Origin of the sequence: Halorubrum sp. Ea1 (assembly GCF_002252965.1) — an archaeon.
GTDB lineage: Archaea > Halobacteriota > Halobacteria > Halobacteriales > Haloferacaceae > Halorubrum.
In genome coordinates this window covers 1-14,612 of the sequence record NZ_NHPG01000024.1, presented here as the reverse complement: position 1 = coordinate 14,612, position 14,612 = coordinate 1, and the positions used below count along the sequence as shown (strand labels likewise).

Genomic DNA, 14,612 nt, shown 5'->3' with positions numbered 1-14,612 from the left:
TGTTGATAAAACGGCGGGGGGAACAGGGGGGGCGTGTCGGGTGAAGGTACTGCGGGTGAGGCGACGACGGCCGTGACGAGCGATCGTGCTCGCTGGGGGTTGCTCGTGGGCGCGATTCTGATGTCCGTGTCGCTTGCCGCGTACGAGCTCGTCCCGGCGAGCGTGACGCCGCTTATTCGAGGGTCGTTAGGGGTGAGCGCGTCGGAGGCCGGCCTCCTCGTGAGTGTCCTGTTCGGGACGGCGGTTCTCGCGAGCATTCCCGTTGGGGTTGTGCTCGACCGGACGAACTCCCGGTACGCCATCGCGGTGGCGGTCGGGCTCTTGCTCGTTGCCGGCGCGTGGGGGTGGTGGGCCGCGACCGGTGGCGCGTATTGGTCGCTCGTCGCCTCACGCGTTCTCGGTGGGGTTGCCTACGTTGTCGTGTGGAACGCGGGGATCGATATCGTCGGGCGGTCGTTTGATCCTGCGAGGCAGGGGACGGCCGTGGCGACGTTCACGGCGAGCGGGCCGGTCGGGTTCGCTATCGGGCAGGTTACCGGCCCCATCGTCGCCGAGGAGTTCGGATGGCCGGCGATCTTCCCGGTTTTTACGGGTATCGCGTGCGTAGGGTTACTGATTTTCTGGCCGATGAGCCGCGGCAGTGGACACGCGACCGGGACTGCGGCGCCGACGCTCGCGGATCTTGGCCGTGTTGTGATGGATCGCCGCGTTTGGACGGTCGGCGTGCTCGGGTTTCTCGGGTACGCGCTGTATCTGTTCGTGAACAGTTGGGCGCCGTCGTATCTCACGGAGGACTTGCAGTTGTCGTTGGAGTTGAGTGGTGCGCTCGTCGCGCTGTTTCCGGCTGTGGGTGTGGTTTCTCGGGTGACTGGCGGCGTGCTTTCGGATATCTTGTTCGGCGGTCGTCGCCGCCCGGTCGTGTTGCTGTCGTTTCTCGTGGCGACGCCGGTCATCGCGGGGTTTACAACGATTCGAACGGTTCCTGTTGTGGTCGCGGCGCTGCTTGTTGCCGGGTTCGCGATCCAGCTGTGTCTCGGACTGGTGTTCGCGTACGTCCGTGAACTGGTTGCGCCGGCTGTCGCCGCGACGGCTGTGGCGTTCCTCACGAGCGTTGGCCTTGCAGGGGCGTTTCTCGCGCCGATCGCTGCGGGGCGGCTCATCGAAGCGTCGAACTACGAGACGGCGTTTCTCGTCGCTGGCGTCCTCGGAGTGCTGGGAACGCTCTTGGCGTGGTTCGCGCCGGAGTCAGAGACGGCGTAACCACGATCACCTGTAGCGTGACGGTGAGGGGTGGCTGGATATCGTCGGTCCTGCCGATCGTGGCGTGACCGACCTTGTCGGGGTTCTCGGCTCGGGGTCGCGGAACTGCGAGTGCTACGCTGTTGCTGGTCACCCTGAGAACGTGAGTCCTTGCAGGTTTCGTGTCGGGTATGCCCGGGGCAGTGCGGGTGCTCACACTTCACGGTGCGTGTCGCTACAGTCGGCGTACGCGAGCTCCTGCATCCACGCGTCGGCGTGATCGTGTGTCACGGCCGTCGTGTACCGGTTCTCGGTGTCCCACACGTATCGGTAGAACTAGTCCATCCGGTAAATGCGGTTTTGCACGGTGGTTTCGGCGTACCCGTTCGCTTTCTTCGAGCCGATGCCGAACGCGAGCAACCACTTGATCGCGGCTTCGCGTTCGGTCCGGTAATCGACGCGTTGCCGCTGGGAGAGCCGCTCGGCGGTCGGTTCTGGGACGACGGCGAACTCGCTCAGATCCATCGCTGGACCCTCCGTGAGCGTCCTGCGAGTCGGATTGCAGGGCAAATGTTTCTAATCGCTGTACTGCGTCGGGGTGTCCCGACAGCCAGCGTCACAGTAGTGGTGAGCCACTTGGGTTTTGATCAGTCCACGGGCTCGAAATCGCAGGACGACGACGGCAAAAGGATGCTCCGGCGGGGATTTGAACCCCGGTCATTGCCTCGAGAGGGCAATATGATTGGCCGGACTACACTACCAGAGCGCACGCCTGTTCGACGCATTTTCGGATACGATTGGATATTGTAAAACAGTTCCGTTTCGACGGTGCCGTGCGCCGGTTTACCGTGACTCGGGGTCTCCCGACCGAGGCGAGACTGACGGGCCGAGAACGCGGGACGACGCGGCGCTCAAACGTCGACGGCGAACGGAGCCGACTCGGTCGCGCCGTCGGCGACGGCCGCGAGCAGATCGGCGACGGCGTCGAGGTCGTCGAGATCGACGACCTCCACGGGCGTGTGCATGTACCGGTTCGGGATCGAGACGTTGAGCGACGGGACGCCGCCTCGCGCGGTGTAAAAGGCGTCGGCGTCGGTGCCGGTCCGGGAGCCCGCCGCCTGCAGCTGGACGGGGACGTCGGCGTCCTCCGCAGCGTCGCGAGCGAGGGCGACGAGCGACGGGTGGTTCGCGCTCCCGCGGCCGATCACCGGGCCGGCGCCGAGCTCGACCGGGCCCTGGCGTTCGCGGTCGACGTCGGGGTTGTCGGTGGCGTGGGTGACGTCGACGGCGACGAACGCGTCGACGTCCTCGAGGTCGACGCCGACCATCCGAGCGCCTCGGAGACCGACCTCCTCTTGGACCGTGGAGACGGCGTAGACGGTCGCGTCGGCGTTGCGGTCGGCCGCGCGGCGGAGCCCCTCGGCGGCCGCCCACGTCCCCGTGCGGTTGTCGATCCCGCGGGCGGCGATCCGGTCGCCGACCAGCTCCTCGCAGTCAGTCGAGAAGGTGACCGGGTCGCCGACCTCGACGTGCTCGCGGGCCTCGGCGGCGTCGGTCGCGCCGATGTCGACGAACTGTCCGGCGATCTCCTCGTACTCCTCATCCGACTGATCCCGGAGGTGGATCGCGGTCTGGCCGATCACGCCTTGGACGGGCTCGTCGGCGTGGACCGTGACGTGCTGGCCCTTCGAGACGGTGCGATCGGCGCCGCCGATCCGCGAGATCCGGAGAAATCCGTCGTCCAGAACGTCGCGAACGATGAACCCGATCTCGTCGGCGTGGCCGGCGAGGGCGACCGTCGGCGCGTCGGGGTCGCCCCGGTGGACGGCGACGGCGTTGCCGTAGGCGTCGACGGAGACGTCGTCCGCGAACCCTCGGACGTAGTCGGCCCAGACCCGCTGGCTCGGGGTCTCGAACCCGGAGGGACTGGCGGTCGCGAGCAGGTCGTCGAGGAACGTCCGGCCGCTCTCGTGCATGCACGCGAGTGACCGGGCGCCGGGCAAGAAAGCGCCGGTCCGCGCGTTCGTCGGAACGAATTCGTCCGGCGGGCGAGCGACGAGACCGCACCGGCCGCCGGCGACCGCGCCGCCACGCCTAAATCGTTGCCGTGCGAACGACGGGATATGGCAGATTCGTCAGTCACGCTGTTGGAGATCCACCTCGGCGACGGTGACATCGAGATCGGGCCGTTCGACCTGTTCAATGCGGGCGACGAGTCCGCGACGGACGCCGACTCGGAAGCAGAGGCGGAGGCGGAAGCGGAGGCGGACGCCGACGCCACCGACGACGACTCCGACGGCGGCGTTTCGGCGCGATCGGTCGCCGGTCTCCTGCTCGCGCTCGCCGCGCTCGTCGCAATTGCGGTCGGCGTCGTGAAGCTCCGCGGCGACGACGAAGTCCCGTCGGGCATCGCCGGCGACGAGTGACCGGAGCGACGCGGGCGCTCGCCGCCGAACCAACGCGGGCGCTCGTCTCCGAACCAACGCGGGCGCTCGTCTCCGAACCGACGCAAGCGATTTGAGGCGCGCACCCGTCTCCTTCGTATGGACATCCTCCGAAGCCTGCGCGCGGTCTCCGAGGCGTCCGGCACCGGCGTCGTCGACTGGGACCGGGCCGCGGCGGCCGCGAAGGCGAGCACGGACCCCGGCTCGGTCGCGCTCACACCGGGCGAGCGTGAGGGGTACGCCGCCGACGTCCGCGACGCCCGCACGCGGCTCGGCGAGGTCGCGGGGATCGCGTTCGACGTGCCCGACGAGATCGAGGTGCAGAATCGTCACCACTGGATCGACGCGAGCGTCGACACGTTCCGGAACGTGATGGCGCCGATCGAGGCGGCGGCGACGGGGCAGGCGAGCGCTCCCGGCGACGGGCGGCCCGCAGAGGGCGACTGGACGAGCGAGGGTCCGCTTGACCGGGTCCCGGATCCGTTCGGCGGAGGGCAAGGGAGCGCCGGCGGTGCCGGGGGCTCCGGTGAAATCGACGGTTTCGGCGGTCCGGGCGGTCCGATAGCCGCGTTCTCGCGCGACGTCTCGCGGATCGCCAACACCGGGACGATGGCGTTCGCGCTCGGCTTCCTCGCGCGGAACGTGCTCGGGCAGTACGACCCGCTGCTGCTCGCGGACGAGCCGGACGCGGACCACGGGCTCTACTTCGTCCACCCGAACATCGTGCGCGTCGCGGCGACGCTCGACGTCGACTACCCCCGGTTCCGCCGGTGGATCGCCTTCCACGAGGTGACGCACGCGGCCGAGTTCGGCGCGGCGCCGTGGCTGCCGGAGTACCTCGAGTCGCGCGTCGAGCGCGGCGTCGAAGGGCTCACCGCCGGCGAGGTGACTATCGGCGGGCTGGACACGGAGGCGTTCGCGGAGCTTCAGGCGGCGATGACGGCGGTCGAAGGGTACGCGGAGGTGCTGATGGACCGCGCGTTCGACGACGAGTACGCCGACCTGCGGCGCAAGCTCGACGAGCGCCGCGGGGGCGGCGGGCCGATCCGTCAGCTCGCGCAGCGCCTGCTCGGGCTGGGGATGAAGCGCCGCCAGTACGAGCGGGGCGCCGCCTTCTTCCGCCACGTCGCCGACGCCCGAGGGATCGAGGCCGCGGGCGCCGTCTGGGAACGCCCCGAGCATCTCCCGACCGCGTCCGAGCTCGACGACCCCGAGGCGTGGCTGACGCGGGTCGACCCGTGACGGCCGACGCCGCGGATCAGGACAGGTCGAGCGCTATCGGCGTCTCGCCGCCGAGGTTGTCGCTCACCGGACACCGCTGCTCGACGCGAGCGAGCCACTCCTCGCGGGTCTCGTCGTCGACCGGGTCGCCGTCTCCCGATCGCAGCTCCGCCTGAACCGACGCGCGGACCTCCTGAAAGCCGGCGCGCGAGTCGACGTCGGCGCCCTGGAACTTCGCCGGGTCGAGGTCGCCCTCGAGGTCGACGGTCAGTTCGGCGATTTCGATCGCCATCTCGTCCGCGACGACGCGGCCGACGATGCTCAGGCAGCCGCCGAGCGAGCCGAGCAGGTACTCGACCGGATTGGGGCCGGCGTCGGTGCCGCCGAGCGATTCCGGTTCGTCGATCACGAACTCGAAGTGGCGGGTCTCCGCGCGGACCCGGGTCCCCTCCTCCAGTTCGGTGCGGGCGTCGAACGTCGCGGTCTGCTGGGACGTGTCGCTCATACGCGTCGGTACGCGGCGCTCGGATATCAACGCGGGGGAGCGTTCTCACGTCCAGAGACCGGCTACGCCAGTCGCTTGTCGCGGAACGCCCGGATGACGTCTTGCCGGGCGATGATTCCGACGAGCCGGCCGTCGTCGTCGACGACCGGAACTCGATTGATGTCGGGGTCGTCGCCGACGAGCAGGTCGAGCACGTCGTCGATCGGAGCGTCGGGAGTCACCGTCGCCACGTCGGTGCTCATCACGTCGGAAATCGGGCGGTCGGCGTTCCGGATCATGTCCACGCCCAGGTCGAGGTCTCCCCACGGCGCCTTCACCTGATACGTGAGCGTGTCGACGAACGGGGGGAGTCCGATCGGGATCCACAGCGTCTCGTCGTCGGGCTCGAAGAGGTCGACGAGGTCCGACTCGGTGACGACGCCGACCACGCGGCCCTCGTCGTCGACGACGGGGAAGCCGCTGAACTCGTAGCGGGCGAACTTCTTGAACGCGTCGGCGACGTCGTCGTCGGGGGCGACCGTCTTCACCTCGGCCTCCATCAGGTCACGCGCTTGCATACGGTCGCTGACGCAGTCGGGGGCCGTAGGCGTTTCGACCGCCGAGAGATAAATCCGAATGACAATCGACTTACCAAACGGAACGATATATGTCAATCCGCGAGTGTTATTCGGTATGGACGACTCGCGGCCCCGCGGCGGCGACCCGTTCGCCGGGCCGACCGCGAGCGTCGACGACGCACAGCTCCGGCGGATCGGGGCCGTGCTCTGGGCGCTCGCGTTCTGCTCCGTGACGGCGGTGATCCTCTTTTCGGAGGGCCGCCTCGCCGGCCTCGGCTGGCGCGACGCGACGCTCATCGCCGTGCGGACGTTCGCCGGCGTCTTCGCCTTCTTCGCCGTGTTCCCGCTCATTTTAGCGGCGCTGTCGGTGCTCAGGCTGCGCTGAGGGAGTGTGGCGGTCGACGCGACCGAATCGGCGACATCGCCGGTCCCCGGACGGTCACTCTCCGGCCAGTGCGGTCGCGAGCGACGACGCTAGCTGTCGCCGAGCGCGTGAGTCCAATAAAGAAAGACCGCAAGGGGTCGGCCCGCGAGGGCCGATAGTTAGCGAGTGTGGTGAATCGCTGCTGCGTTACTCGGTACGCCGCGTAGCGAGGAGCGCAGCCGCGATGAGGGCCACGAGCGCGACGAGAGCGCCGAAGCCGGGCGTGGAGTCGTCGGTGCCGCCGTCGCCACCGTCTTCTCCGTCAGTGCCGTCTTCGCCGTCCTCACCGTCAGTACCGTCCTCACCGTCTTCGCCATCGGTGCCGTCCTCACCGTCGTCACCATCCATGCCGCCGTCGGCTTCGATGGTCAGGGTACCGGTGGCTTCGTCGTCGTCGGTGGCCACACCGTGCTCGTAGTCACCAGCGTCGAGCCCGGACGTGTCGGCCGTGAACTCGACGGTGGTGCTGTTGCCAGCACCGAGCGTGACTTCCTGACTGTCGAGCTCCTCGCCGTCAAGCGTGAGCGCGACAGACTGGGTGCCCTCTGCGCCGCCGGTGTTCTCGATCGTGGCCGAAACCGTGACCGAGTCACCAGCAGATGCAGTGGCTTCCTGCGGGCTCAGGTCCGAGACCTCGAAGGTCGCGGGCTCCTGAGTCTGCTCAACGAGGACCGCGTCCTCGTCAGCAATGCTCGAACCGCTGACACGGAAGTTGACGGTTGCATCGTCGCCGACTTCCCCTTCCGTCGTGTCGATCGTCGCTTCGAAGCTACCGTCCTCCGAAACTTCCGCGTCATCATCCGTCAGGATGAAGCCGGGCGAAACGCCGGACGCGGACCGGACACGAACACTGACCTCAGTGCCGGGCGCAACGTTAGTCGTGCCCGTGATGGCCGCTTCCTCACTGTTGGCGATTTCGACATCGCCGTCAGCGTTGGTGTTGTCGAAGGTCGCGTCGCGGTCTTCCAGCGTGAAGCTTGCCTCAGCAGAGGCACTCTCGTCGGCCGAGAAGTACGGGAACGCGTCCTCGGTGTCACCAACATCGTACTGGTCATCACCGGTGCCGAACTCGTAGCGGTCGTCTTCGTCCGTTACGTACTCGTAGGTGACATCGAACTCGTCACCGTCTTCGATGGACTGAGAGAATCCAGCGTCGTCCTCGCTCGTGTCGACCACGACGAAGAACTGACCGTCAGCGAAGTAGACGGTCGTGTCGCTGAAGTCAAGCTCAGCACCTTCCTGGTTTGCGGTCGCCGAGACCGACTCAACGTCGAAGTTCACACCCTCGAAGTCGTTGTCGATGAGGTTCTGGAGGCCCTCACCGCTAACGCCCTCGTTGAGCGAGTCGAGGTCGGCAGAGGTGTTCTCGGCAACGAAGCCCTCGACACCGTCGGCCTCAACCTGAATGACCATGCGGTCATCAATGGCAACTGTCTCGCTCGGAGTCACATCTTCGAGCAGGGCCTCAACGTCGTCAGCCTCGTCACTGTCGCCGGCGGGTGCCGTGTGAACGGTGACGCCGTCGATAGTCGGCTCGACGAGGTCGAGCGTTGCAAGGTCGAGCTCATTGTCGACAGTCAGTTCGTCATCTTCGTTGATAGCGAACTCACCGTCGGCGGTCGCGACCATCTCGTATTCGCCCGGCTGGGCCGGCCGGAGGAGAGTCGCGACTTCAAGCCCGTTTGCACGGAAGTCCTGTAAGCCGTCGAACGAGCCATCATCTTCGTCCTCGTAGGACGCCTCGTCAGGGTTGCGCTCGACGATGTCGTCACCGGACTGGTACGCGTCGTCCGACTGAGCCGTACCAAGCGTACGCGTGTTGATCTGGAAGGTTGCCTCGTCGTCATCGTCGTCGTCCTCCACACGGACGACATCGAAGAAGCCGACCTCTCCGTCACCGATGCCGATGTAGGCTTCATCAGTGTCCTCCAGTTCGACGGTGACTTCAACGACGTCACCAGCCGCGGCGGTGGTGATGCTCTCGTTAAAGTTAGCCGTCACGTCCTCTTCCTGAACCGTCACCGACGCCGTGTCGGTCGCTTCAGTGTCTTTGACTTCGAGATCGAACTCGTAGTCGCCGGAGTCGATGGACGTGTTGCTGAAGTTGGCGATGATCTCGTCGTCGCGGAAGCCCTCGACGATGATCTCGTCATCGTCAGCGTTGTCGTCGATGGCAACGTCGCCAACCGGGCTGTTGTCGCCCGCGAACAGCGCTTCGAGGTCGTCGTAGTCGAGACCGTCGGCGCTGATGATGACGTTGTAGCTGTTACGCTGCGATTCGGTGGTGAGTTCGGCTTCGGTCTCACCGTTGTCGTAGGAGTCGTCCTCCCACTCGGCGCTGAAGTCCTGGACGGTCAGCTCGAAGCTGTTGTCCCGGGTCTCAGCAAGGTCGCCGCCGCGGAGGAAGTAGTCGCCGCTCTCCAGATCCGAGGTGTCGAGGTCGATGAAGCCGCTCTCGTTGGGGGTGTACTCGGCCTCGAACGAACTCGAGGTGATCTCCTGCCCGTCGAACTCGTCGACCTGGCGCAGGGTGTACTCCGTTTCAGAGTCAAGGCCCGTCGCGTTGACGTCCTGACCCTGGTAGTAGATGGCCTGCGAGTCACCATCGACTTGGTAGGTGACAGTGCCGGAACCGGCACCGGTGTCACCGACCTCAACAGGCACATCAAAGGTGATGTCGTTACCCTCGACGTACGAGACGGTGACGGTGTAATTCGTATTTTGGCTATTCAGAGGGGCGGTAAGATCGTTATTGAAGTTGTTGAAGACTCCCGTGCCACCAGCAGAGATGGTCTGACTGCTGGTGTCACTGCTGCTGGTCGAGCCGAGCGAGACCGAAACATCAACGCCGGTCATCTCGGCACTGTTGGGGCCATTGTCAACCTCAACGACGATGTCGCTGGCGCTAACAGACTCGCCAGTGTTGAGTTCACTCGGGAGGTTGGTACCCTGCGTGACATCGCCCACGTTCAGCGTGACGAGTCCGGACGAGTAGTCACCACTCCCGTCGGAGACAATGTCTCCGTTGGAGTCAGTGACCGCCACCTGGTGGTCGTAGCTGCCAGCGTCCAGACCAGCGATGGCTGAGGATGCGTCGCCACCGTTAAAGGTGAACGACTGACTGCTACCGGGCGTGATGTCCACGCCGCTGATGTCGATCGTTTCGACGACTCCAACCCCATCAACGATGAAGGAGAGGTTCTCTCCGCCAACGTTGGTGGAGTTGAAGTTCTCAGAAGCGCTGCTATTAACGGATACTGTTACTGCCGGTTCAATGCCTGTGGTTTCTTCCGTAATCGACGTGCCGTCTCCAGCAACGTCGTAGGAAATGGTCGTCTGTCCAGAAGTCGCAGCCGCAGCAGGTGCTGCTGCAAAGCCGGCTGCGAACATGGACACGACCATGATCGCCGCGAAGAAGACCGCGTTGGCCTTCGTGCGTGTGTTATTGTCGTTTGTCATTGTTTGTGTTGTCTGTCTGCATCGACCACAGCAGCTTTCCCCTCACCTGACGCCCGATCTTCGTCGCCGCCGACAAGATCATCAAAGTGCGACCGGACTCGGTTCATGGTACTCAATACTGCAGTCATTTGGGTGGGGGTTGCAAGCGAAACATACAGCGTTCGGTATAAATACTTTGTGTGGCGTGCAGGGTGTGTGAACGCATAACAATAGCTCGTTGAGGCCTGAGACGGCCGATCAGCGATCGAGCGACGATCGGGGTGAGCCGCTAAATGGTATAAATACCTCATTTGAGACGGATTCGCGGAGGGCTGGGCCTCTCGCGCGTACGTACGAAAAGTAGACTACGACTGAAAACGCTGAAGCGGCCGTGGAGTGCGCTGTCACGGCGACACGTCCGCGGGCGCTTCAGCGCCTGGACGATGATAGTTGAACGTAATATAAGTACGCCTTGAGTCAGGCGATGTTATTCCGGTGTCGATCCGCTCGACTGACGACTGTTCTCACTACAGAAGCTCACCGCTCCCGATCGCGACGAAACCGAGAGAGAATGGCCGGGGTGGGCTCCGAACCCACGATCTCCGCATGTCCCAGGTCCGAGGCTCGGCGGAGCCACGGGAAGGACGCGGACGCTTCCAAGGCGTCACCGCACCGAATCTCCGAACCCTATGAGTGCGGCGCTATGTCCAGCTAAGCCACCCGGCCTCACTATTCCGTACCGCGATGATACCCTTTAAGCTTCCCATCCGTCGGAGGGATGTGAGGCGGTGACAGAGTCCTTCGATCCGTCCGATCCGAGAACCGAATCCGAGAACCGGACCCCGCGGATTTATGCGTGACGGGGCGAATCCCCGGGACATGAGCCTTCCCGACCTGCTCGCGGAGACCGTCGGCGACGAGGACGTCGTCGCCGCGGTCTCGCTTGGGGGAGACGACCGGCTCGCGGTGACGCCGACGCGGACGCTCGTCTATCGCGGCGACGGGCTGCTGTCGGACGAGTCGGTCGCGGAGTACTCCCACGACGTCGAGCGCATCGCGGTCTCGACGGGCCGCCGCAAGGCGAAACTCACCCTCGGCTACGGCCTCGACGGCGACGAGACACTCTCGCTGCCGGCGAAGCGCGCCGACGAGGCGCTCCACCCGATCCTCGCCGGCGTCCTCTCGGCGACCGGCGTCACCGGCCCCGGCGAGTCCGTCCTCCGAACCTTCCGCTTCTCGGAGCTCACCCTCGTCGTCACCAGCGACCGACTCGTCAAACACGTCGGCTCCGCCGTCTGGGACGACGAGTTCGAGGAGTTCCCGTACGCCGACCTCACCGACCTCGACTTCGAGGAGGGGACGGTCGCGACCGCGGTCGTGCTCGCCCACGGCGGCCGCTCCGAGCGCTTCAAGGCCCCCAACGAGTCCGCGCGCGCGGTCCGCGAGACGCTCGTCGACGCCGTCTGCGACTATCACGGCGTCGACAGCTTAGAGGAGTTCCGCGTCACCGTCGCCGACGACGAGGAGGCCGAGGCCGACGCGGACGCCGACGGCGCGACCGACTTCGGCGAGGGGCCCGACCCCCTCTCGGCGTCGCCCGTCGCCGACGCGGAGGCGGAGGCCGAGGCGGCGGCCGAAACGGGGGTCGACCCCGGGCCGCAGACGGACGGCGAGCGCGGCGCGGGCGCGGCGAGCGACCCCCTCTCCGCGGGCGTCGGCGACGCCGAGCCGTCCGCCGCGACCGGAGCCGATGCCGCCAGCGATACCGAGCCCGCGGCCGCGTCCGCGGGCGAGACCGACGCCCGACCCGGTTCCGCCGGCGATCCGGTCGACGGCTCCGGCCCTATCGACGACGCTGAGCCGATCGACGACCCCGACCCGCTGAGCGAGACCGGCGAGGGCGCGAGCGGGGACGCCGAGGGGCACGCGGTCGACGCCGACCCGCTGGCCGAATCCCCGGCCGAGGATCCGGCGATCGACGTCGGCACGGGAGACGGGACCGATCTCGCGGGCGACGCCGCCGGAGAGCCGCCCGCGGAGCGGACCGCATCGGTCGATGAGGCCGCATCGGTCAAGGAGGCCTCGTCGGCCGATCCCGCTGACCCGGCCGCGGCGGGAGACGCGGCGGTCCCGACCGACGACGACGCGTTCGACGGGTCGCCGTTCGAGACCGCGGGCGTCGAGGGCGAGGACCTCGCGACCGAGGTCGCCGAGCTGCGCCGCACCGTCGAAGAGCAGTCCGAGCGGCTCGACCGGCAGTCGGCGCTCATCGAACAGCTGATCGAGGAGCTCCGACGCGGCCGCTGAGACCGGTCCGCGCCGTCCGGGGCGGTTCGCCGAGTTCTCCGAACCGATAACCGTATTGGTGCATTTTTAAACCCGACGACGAAGTCGCAGAGAGTGACCACACAGCTCGGCCCGCGCCTCGACGCGGCGCTCGGCGGCGTCGTGACCGCGGAGGCCCGCCTCGCCGTGACGGTCGGCATCCTCCTCCTGACGGCGCTGATCGGCTGGCTGCTCCTCCCGCGGGTCGTCCGCGCCGGCGAACGAGTCGTCACCGGGTGGCTGGAGCGCTTCCTCGACGGTCGGGGAGAGAGCTCGATCGAGACCCTCCGCGAGGCGGTGCCCGTCTCGTTCGGCCTGCGGCTGCTCGTCGGCCTGTTCCAGCTCGCCCTGTTCGCGCTCGCCGCCGTCGCCGTGCTGACGTTATGGGGGCAGTTTTCGGTCGTCGTCGCGGTGCTTCCCGTCGCTGAGAACGCCGCGACGGTCGCCGGGCGGGCCATCCTCTCGGCGCTGCTGCTCGGCGGCGCCTACGTCGCGAGCGACGTGTTAGAGGAGTACGTCGCCGACCTCTCCGCCGACAGCGACCGCATCACGGCCCACCAGGAGCAGCTCCTCACCCGGATCATGCAGGTCGGACTGCTCGTGATCGCGGGCGTCACCGTCCTCGGGATCTGGGGCGTGAACCTCGGCGGCCTGCTCGTCGGGGCGGGCTTTCTGGGCATCGTGCTCGGGATGGCGGCCAGGCAAACCCTCGGCTCGCTCATCGCCGGCTTCGTGCTGATGTTCGCGCGCCCGTTCGAGATCGGCGACTGGGTCGAGATCGGCGATCAGGAGGGGTTCGTCACCGAGATCACGATCATGAACACCCACATGCGGAACTTCGACGGCGAGTACGTCGTCGTCCCGAACGATCTGGTCACCAACCAGGCGATCACGAATCGGAGCCGCGAGGGGCGGCTCCGCATCCACATGGAGGTCGGTATCGGCTACGACGACGACCCCGACGCCGCCAGCGAGATCGCGGAGGCGGTCCTGACCGAGATCGACACGGTCGCCAACAACCCGAAGCCGTACGCCATTCCCTCCGGCTTCGGCGACTCGGCGATCCTGCTCGACCTCCGCTTCTGGATCGACCCCCCGACGCCGCAGGCGCGCTGGCGCTCGAAGGCGTCCGCCGTCGAGCTGATTCAAGAGCGGTTCGCTGACGCCGGGATATCCATCCCGTACCCGCAGCGGACCGTCTCGTACCCGCCCGAGACGACGGAGGCGGACGAGACCGTCGAGCGCGTCGAGCGCTTCGACGGCGACGGCGACGGCCGCGTGAGCGACCGGCCGGCCTGAGGGCGCACCGCCCCGGACCGGCTCCACGTCGCCGCGGGTCGCCTCGTCCGAACGGCCGGGACGCCCCGGAGACGAGCGACGACGGCGTGGAACCGCCGAGGTCCGCGCAACTTCTTTTCATCCGGCGGTCCGAGAGACGGTATGAGCGGCCTCGGTCGCGGCCGAACGGCCGTCTCGGCGACCGGCGGGGCGTCTCGTGAGCGCCGCCGGTCGGCGCGAATCGCCCCGACCCCGCTCGGGTGGTGGGATAATGGTTGAGCGCGAGATTTACTGGCCGGACGTCGTCGTCGGACTGGGAGCCCTCCTGATCGGCGTGGCGCTCGTCGGCGGACTCGTCTACGCCGCAGCCACGACGTCGGTGACCCGTGAGGACTACGAAGCGTACGCCCGGCAGTGCGCGGACCTCTCGGAGGAGTCGCGACTGGTCGATACGGGACTGGGAATGGAGACGGTCCCGCTGAACGAGAGCGACGTTCGAGCCTGTGAGAACACCACCCTCGGAGAGTACCGGAGCGCGCGACTGCAGTCGATGTGGTCGACGCCGCTGAACGCGGTACAGCGGGGCTGGATCGGTGGCACCGGAGTCCTGATCGCGGCGGTCGGCGGGCACCTCCTCCGGCGACAGGCCACCGGCCATCGATCGGGGTGAGTCGCCGCACGGAGCGGCTCTCGGGTCGATTACCGGTCCCGATCGAACCCCGCCGCGAACGTCGCCTCGTCGACGGATAGCACCGTCGGCCGCCCGTGCGGGCAGGCGTACGGGCGGTCACACTCGCCGAGTCGGTCGAGGAGCGAGCGCTGTTCGTCTCGGCTCAACGACCCGATCTCCCCGCGCTTCAGCGACGGATGGCACGCCAAGTCGGCGAGCAGCGCCTCCCGTGCGTCCCGCGGCGACTCGCCGCTCGCGAGCGTCGCGAGCGTGTCGCGGAACGCGTCCGCGTCGGCGGTGCGACCGAACGGCGCCGGGACGGACCTGAGCCTGACCGTCCCGCCGCCGAACGGCTCCGTCTCGAAGCCGACCGCGGCGAGCGCGTCGGCGTGCGCCTCCGCGGCCGCGGCCTCGTCCGCCGACAGCGACAGGGTCGACGGCGGGTCGAGCGCCGCGGTCGGCACCTGCTCGTCGGCGAACGCCCGCGCGAGTCGCTCGTAGTTCACCCGCT

12 protein-coding genes, 2 tRNA genes and 1 pseudogene are annotated in these 14,612 nt (G+C 67.2%); 7 read left to right on the top strand and 8 right to left on the bottom strand.

The window, feature by feature from the left end; all coding sequences use genetic code 11:
- Positions 1 to 120 precede the first annotated feature (120 nt).
- A complete protein-coding gene (locus tag DJ73_RS03930; protein ID WP_094522966.1) occupies positions 121 to 1,260 on the top strand; it encodes a nitrate/nitrite transporter in 1,140 nt (379 codons plus the stop codon).
- A gap of 315 nt (positions 1,261 to 1,575) precedes the next feature.
- On the opposite strand, the gene DJ73_RS03925 is transcribed toward DJ73_RS03930, so the two are convergent.
- From DJ73_RS03925 to DJ73_RS03915, 3 genes are all read right to left on the bottom strand, one after another.
- Positions 1,576 to 1,764: a hypothetical protein gene (locus tag DJ73_RS03925; protein ID WP_094557341.1), complete on the bottom strand. Its 189-nt coding sequence runs from the start codon at positions 1,762 to 1,764 to the stop codon at positions 1,576 to 1,578.
- A gap of 166 nt (positions 1,765 to 1,930) precedes the next feature.
- Positions 1,931 to 2,005, bottom strand: a tRNA-Glu gene (locus DJ73_RS03920).
- A gap of 145 nt (positions 2,006 to 2,150) precedes the next feature.
- Positions 2,151 to 3,215 carry a M20/M25/M40 family metallo-hydrolase gene (locus tag DJ73_RS03915; RefSeq protein ID WP_094522946.1) on the bottom strand — a complete coding sequence of 355 codons (1,065 nt, stop codon included), beginning with the start codon at positions 3,213 to 3,215 and terminating at the stop codon, positions 2,151 to 2,153.
- A gap of 147 nt (positions 3,216 to 3,362) precedes the next feature.
- Here DJ73_RS03915 and DJ73_RS03910 point away from each other — a divergent pair, with 147 nt between their 5' ends.
- Both DJ73_RS03910 and DJ73_RS03905 read left to right on the top strand, forming a co-directional pair.
- Positions 3,363 to 3,665 (top strand): hypothetical protein, encoded by a 303-nt coding sequence (locus DJ73_RS03910; protein WP_141211973.1) that lies wholly within the window; start codon positions 3,363 to 3,365, stop codon positions 3,663 to 3,665.
- A gap of 117 nt (positions 3,666 to 3,782) precedes the next feature.
- On the top strand, positions 3,783 to 4,925 hold the full coding sequence (locus DJ73_RS03905) for a zinc-dependent metalloprotease (RefSeq protein ID WP_094557340.1): 1,143 nt from the start codon (positions 3,783 to 3,785) through the stop codon (positions 4,923 to 4,925).
- A gap of 16 nt (positions 4,926 to 4,941) precedes the next feature.
- Here the strand turns inward: DJ73_RS03905 and DJ73_RS03900 are convergent, their stop codons facing one another.
- Together DJ73_RS03900 and DJ73_RS03895 are read right to left on the bottom strand one after the other, a co-directional pair.
- Positions 4,942 to 5,409: an OsmC family protein gene (locus DJ73_RS03900; RefSeq protein WP_094522952.1), complete on the bottom strand. Its 468-nt coding sequence runs from the start codon at positions 5,407 to 5,409 to the stop codon at positions 4,942 to 4,944.
- A gap of 62 nt (positions 5,410 to 5,471) precedes the next feature.
- A complete protein-coding gene (locus tag DJ73_RS03895) occupies positions 5,472 to 5,966 on the bottom strand; it encodes an HPP family protein (protein WP_094522954.1) in 495 nt (164 codons plus the stop codon).
- 115 nt (positions 5,967 to 6,081) lie between these two features.
- On the opposite strand from DJ73_RS03895, the gene DJ73_RS03890 reads away from it, so the two are divergent.
- Complete coding sequence (locus tag DJ73_RS03890; protein ID WP_094522956.1) at positions 6,082 to 6,351, top strand: hypothetical protein; 270 nt, start codon at positions 6,082 to 6,084, stop codon at positions 6,349 to 6,351.
- A 186-nt stretch (positions 6,352 to 6,537) separates the two neighbouring features.
- On the opposite strand, the gene DJ73_RS03885 is transcribed toward DJ73_RS03890, so the two are convergent.
- Positions 6,538 to 9,849, bottom strand: coding sequence for a BGTF surface domain-containing protein (locus tag DJ73_RS03885; protein ID WP_141212899.1), 3,312 nt, complete (start codon positions 9,847 to 9,849; stop codon positions 6,538 to 6,540).
- Between the two features lie 551 nt (positions 9,850 to 10,400).
- Positions 10,401 to 10,554 (bottom strand) — tRNA-Met (locus DJ73_RS20140).
- A 153-nt stretch (positions 10,555 to 10,707) separates the two neighbouring features.
- Between DJ73_RS20140 and DJ73_RS03875 the strand changes: the two genes are divergently transcribed.
- From DJ73_RS03875 to DJ73_RS03865, 3 genes are all read left to right on the top strand, one after another.
- A complete protein-coding gene (locus DJ73_RS03875; RefSeq protein WP_094557339.1) occupies positions 10,708 to 12,135 on the top strand; it encodes a hypothetical protein in 1,428 nt (475 codons plus the stop codon).
- Between the two features lie 93 nt (positions 12,136 to 12,228).
- Positions 12,229 to 13,452, top strand: a complete 1,224-nt coding sequence (locus DJ73_RS03870) for a mechanosensitive ion channel family protein (RefSeq protein WP_094557338.1) — start codon at positions 12,229 to 12,231, stop codon at positions 13,450 to 13,452.
- A 250-nt stretch (positions 13,453 to 13,702) separates the two neighbouring features.
- Positions 13,703 to 14,101: a hypothetical protein gene (locus DJ73_RS03865; protein WP_094557337.1), complete on the top strand. Its 399-nt coding sequence runs from the start codon at positions 13,703 to 13,705 to the stop codon at positions 14,099 to 14,101.
- Between the two features lie 29 nt (positions 14,102 to 14,130).
- On the opposite strand, the pseudogene DJ73_RS03860 reads toward DJ73_RS03865, so the two are convergent.
- Positions 14,131 to 14,612, bottom strand: a pseudogene (locus tag DJ73_RS03860) (DNA mismatch repair protein MutL); the annotation flags it as partial.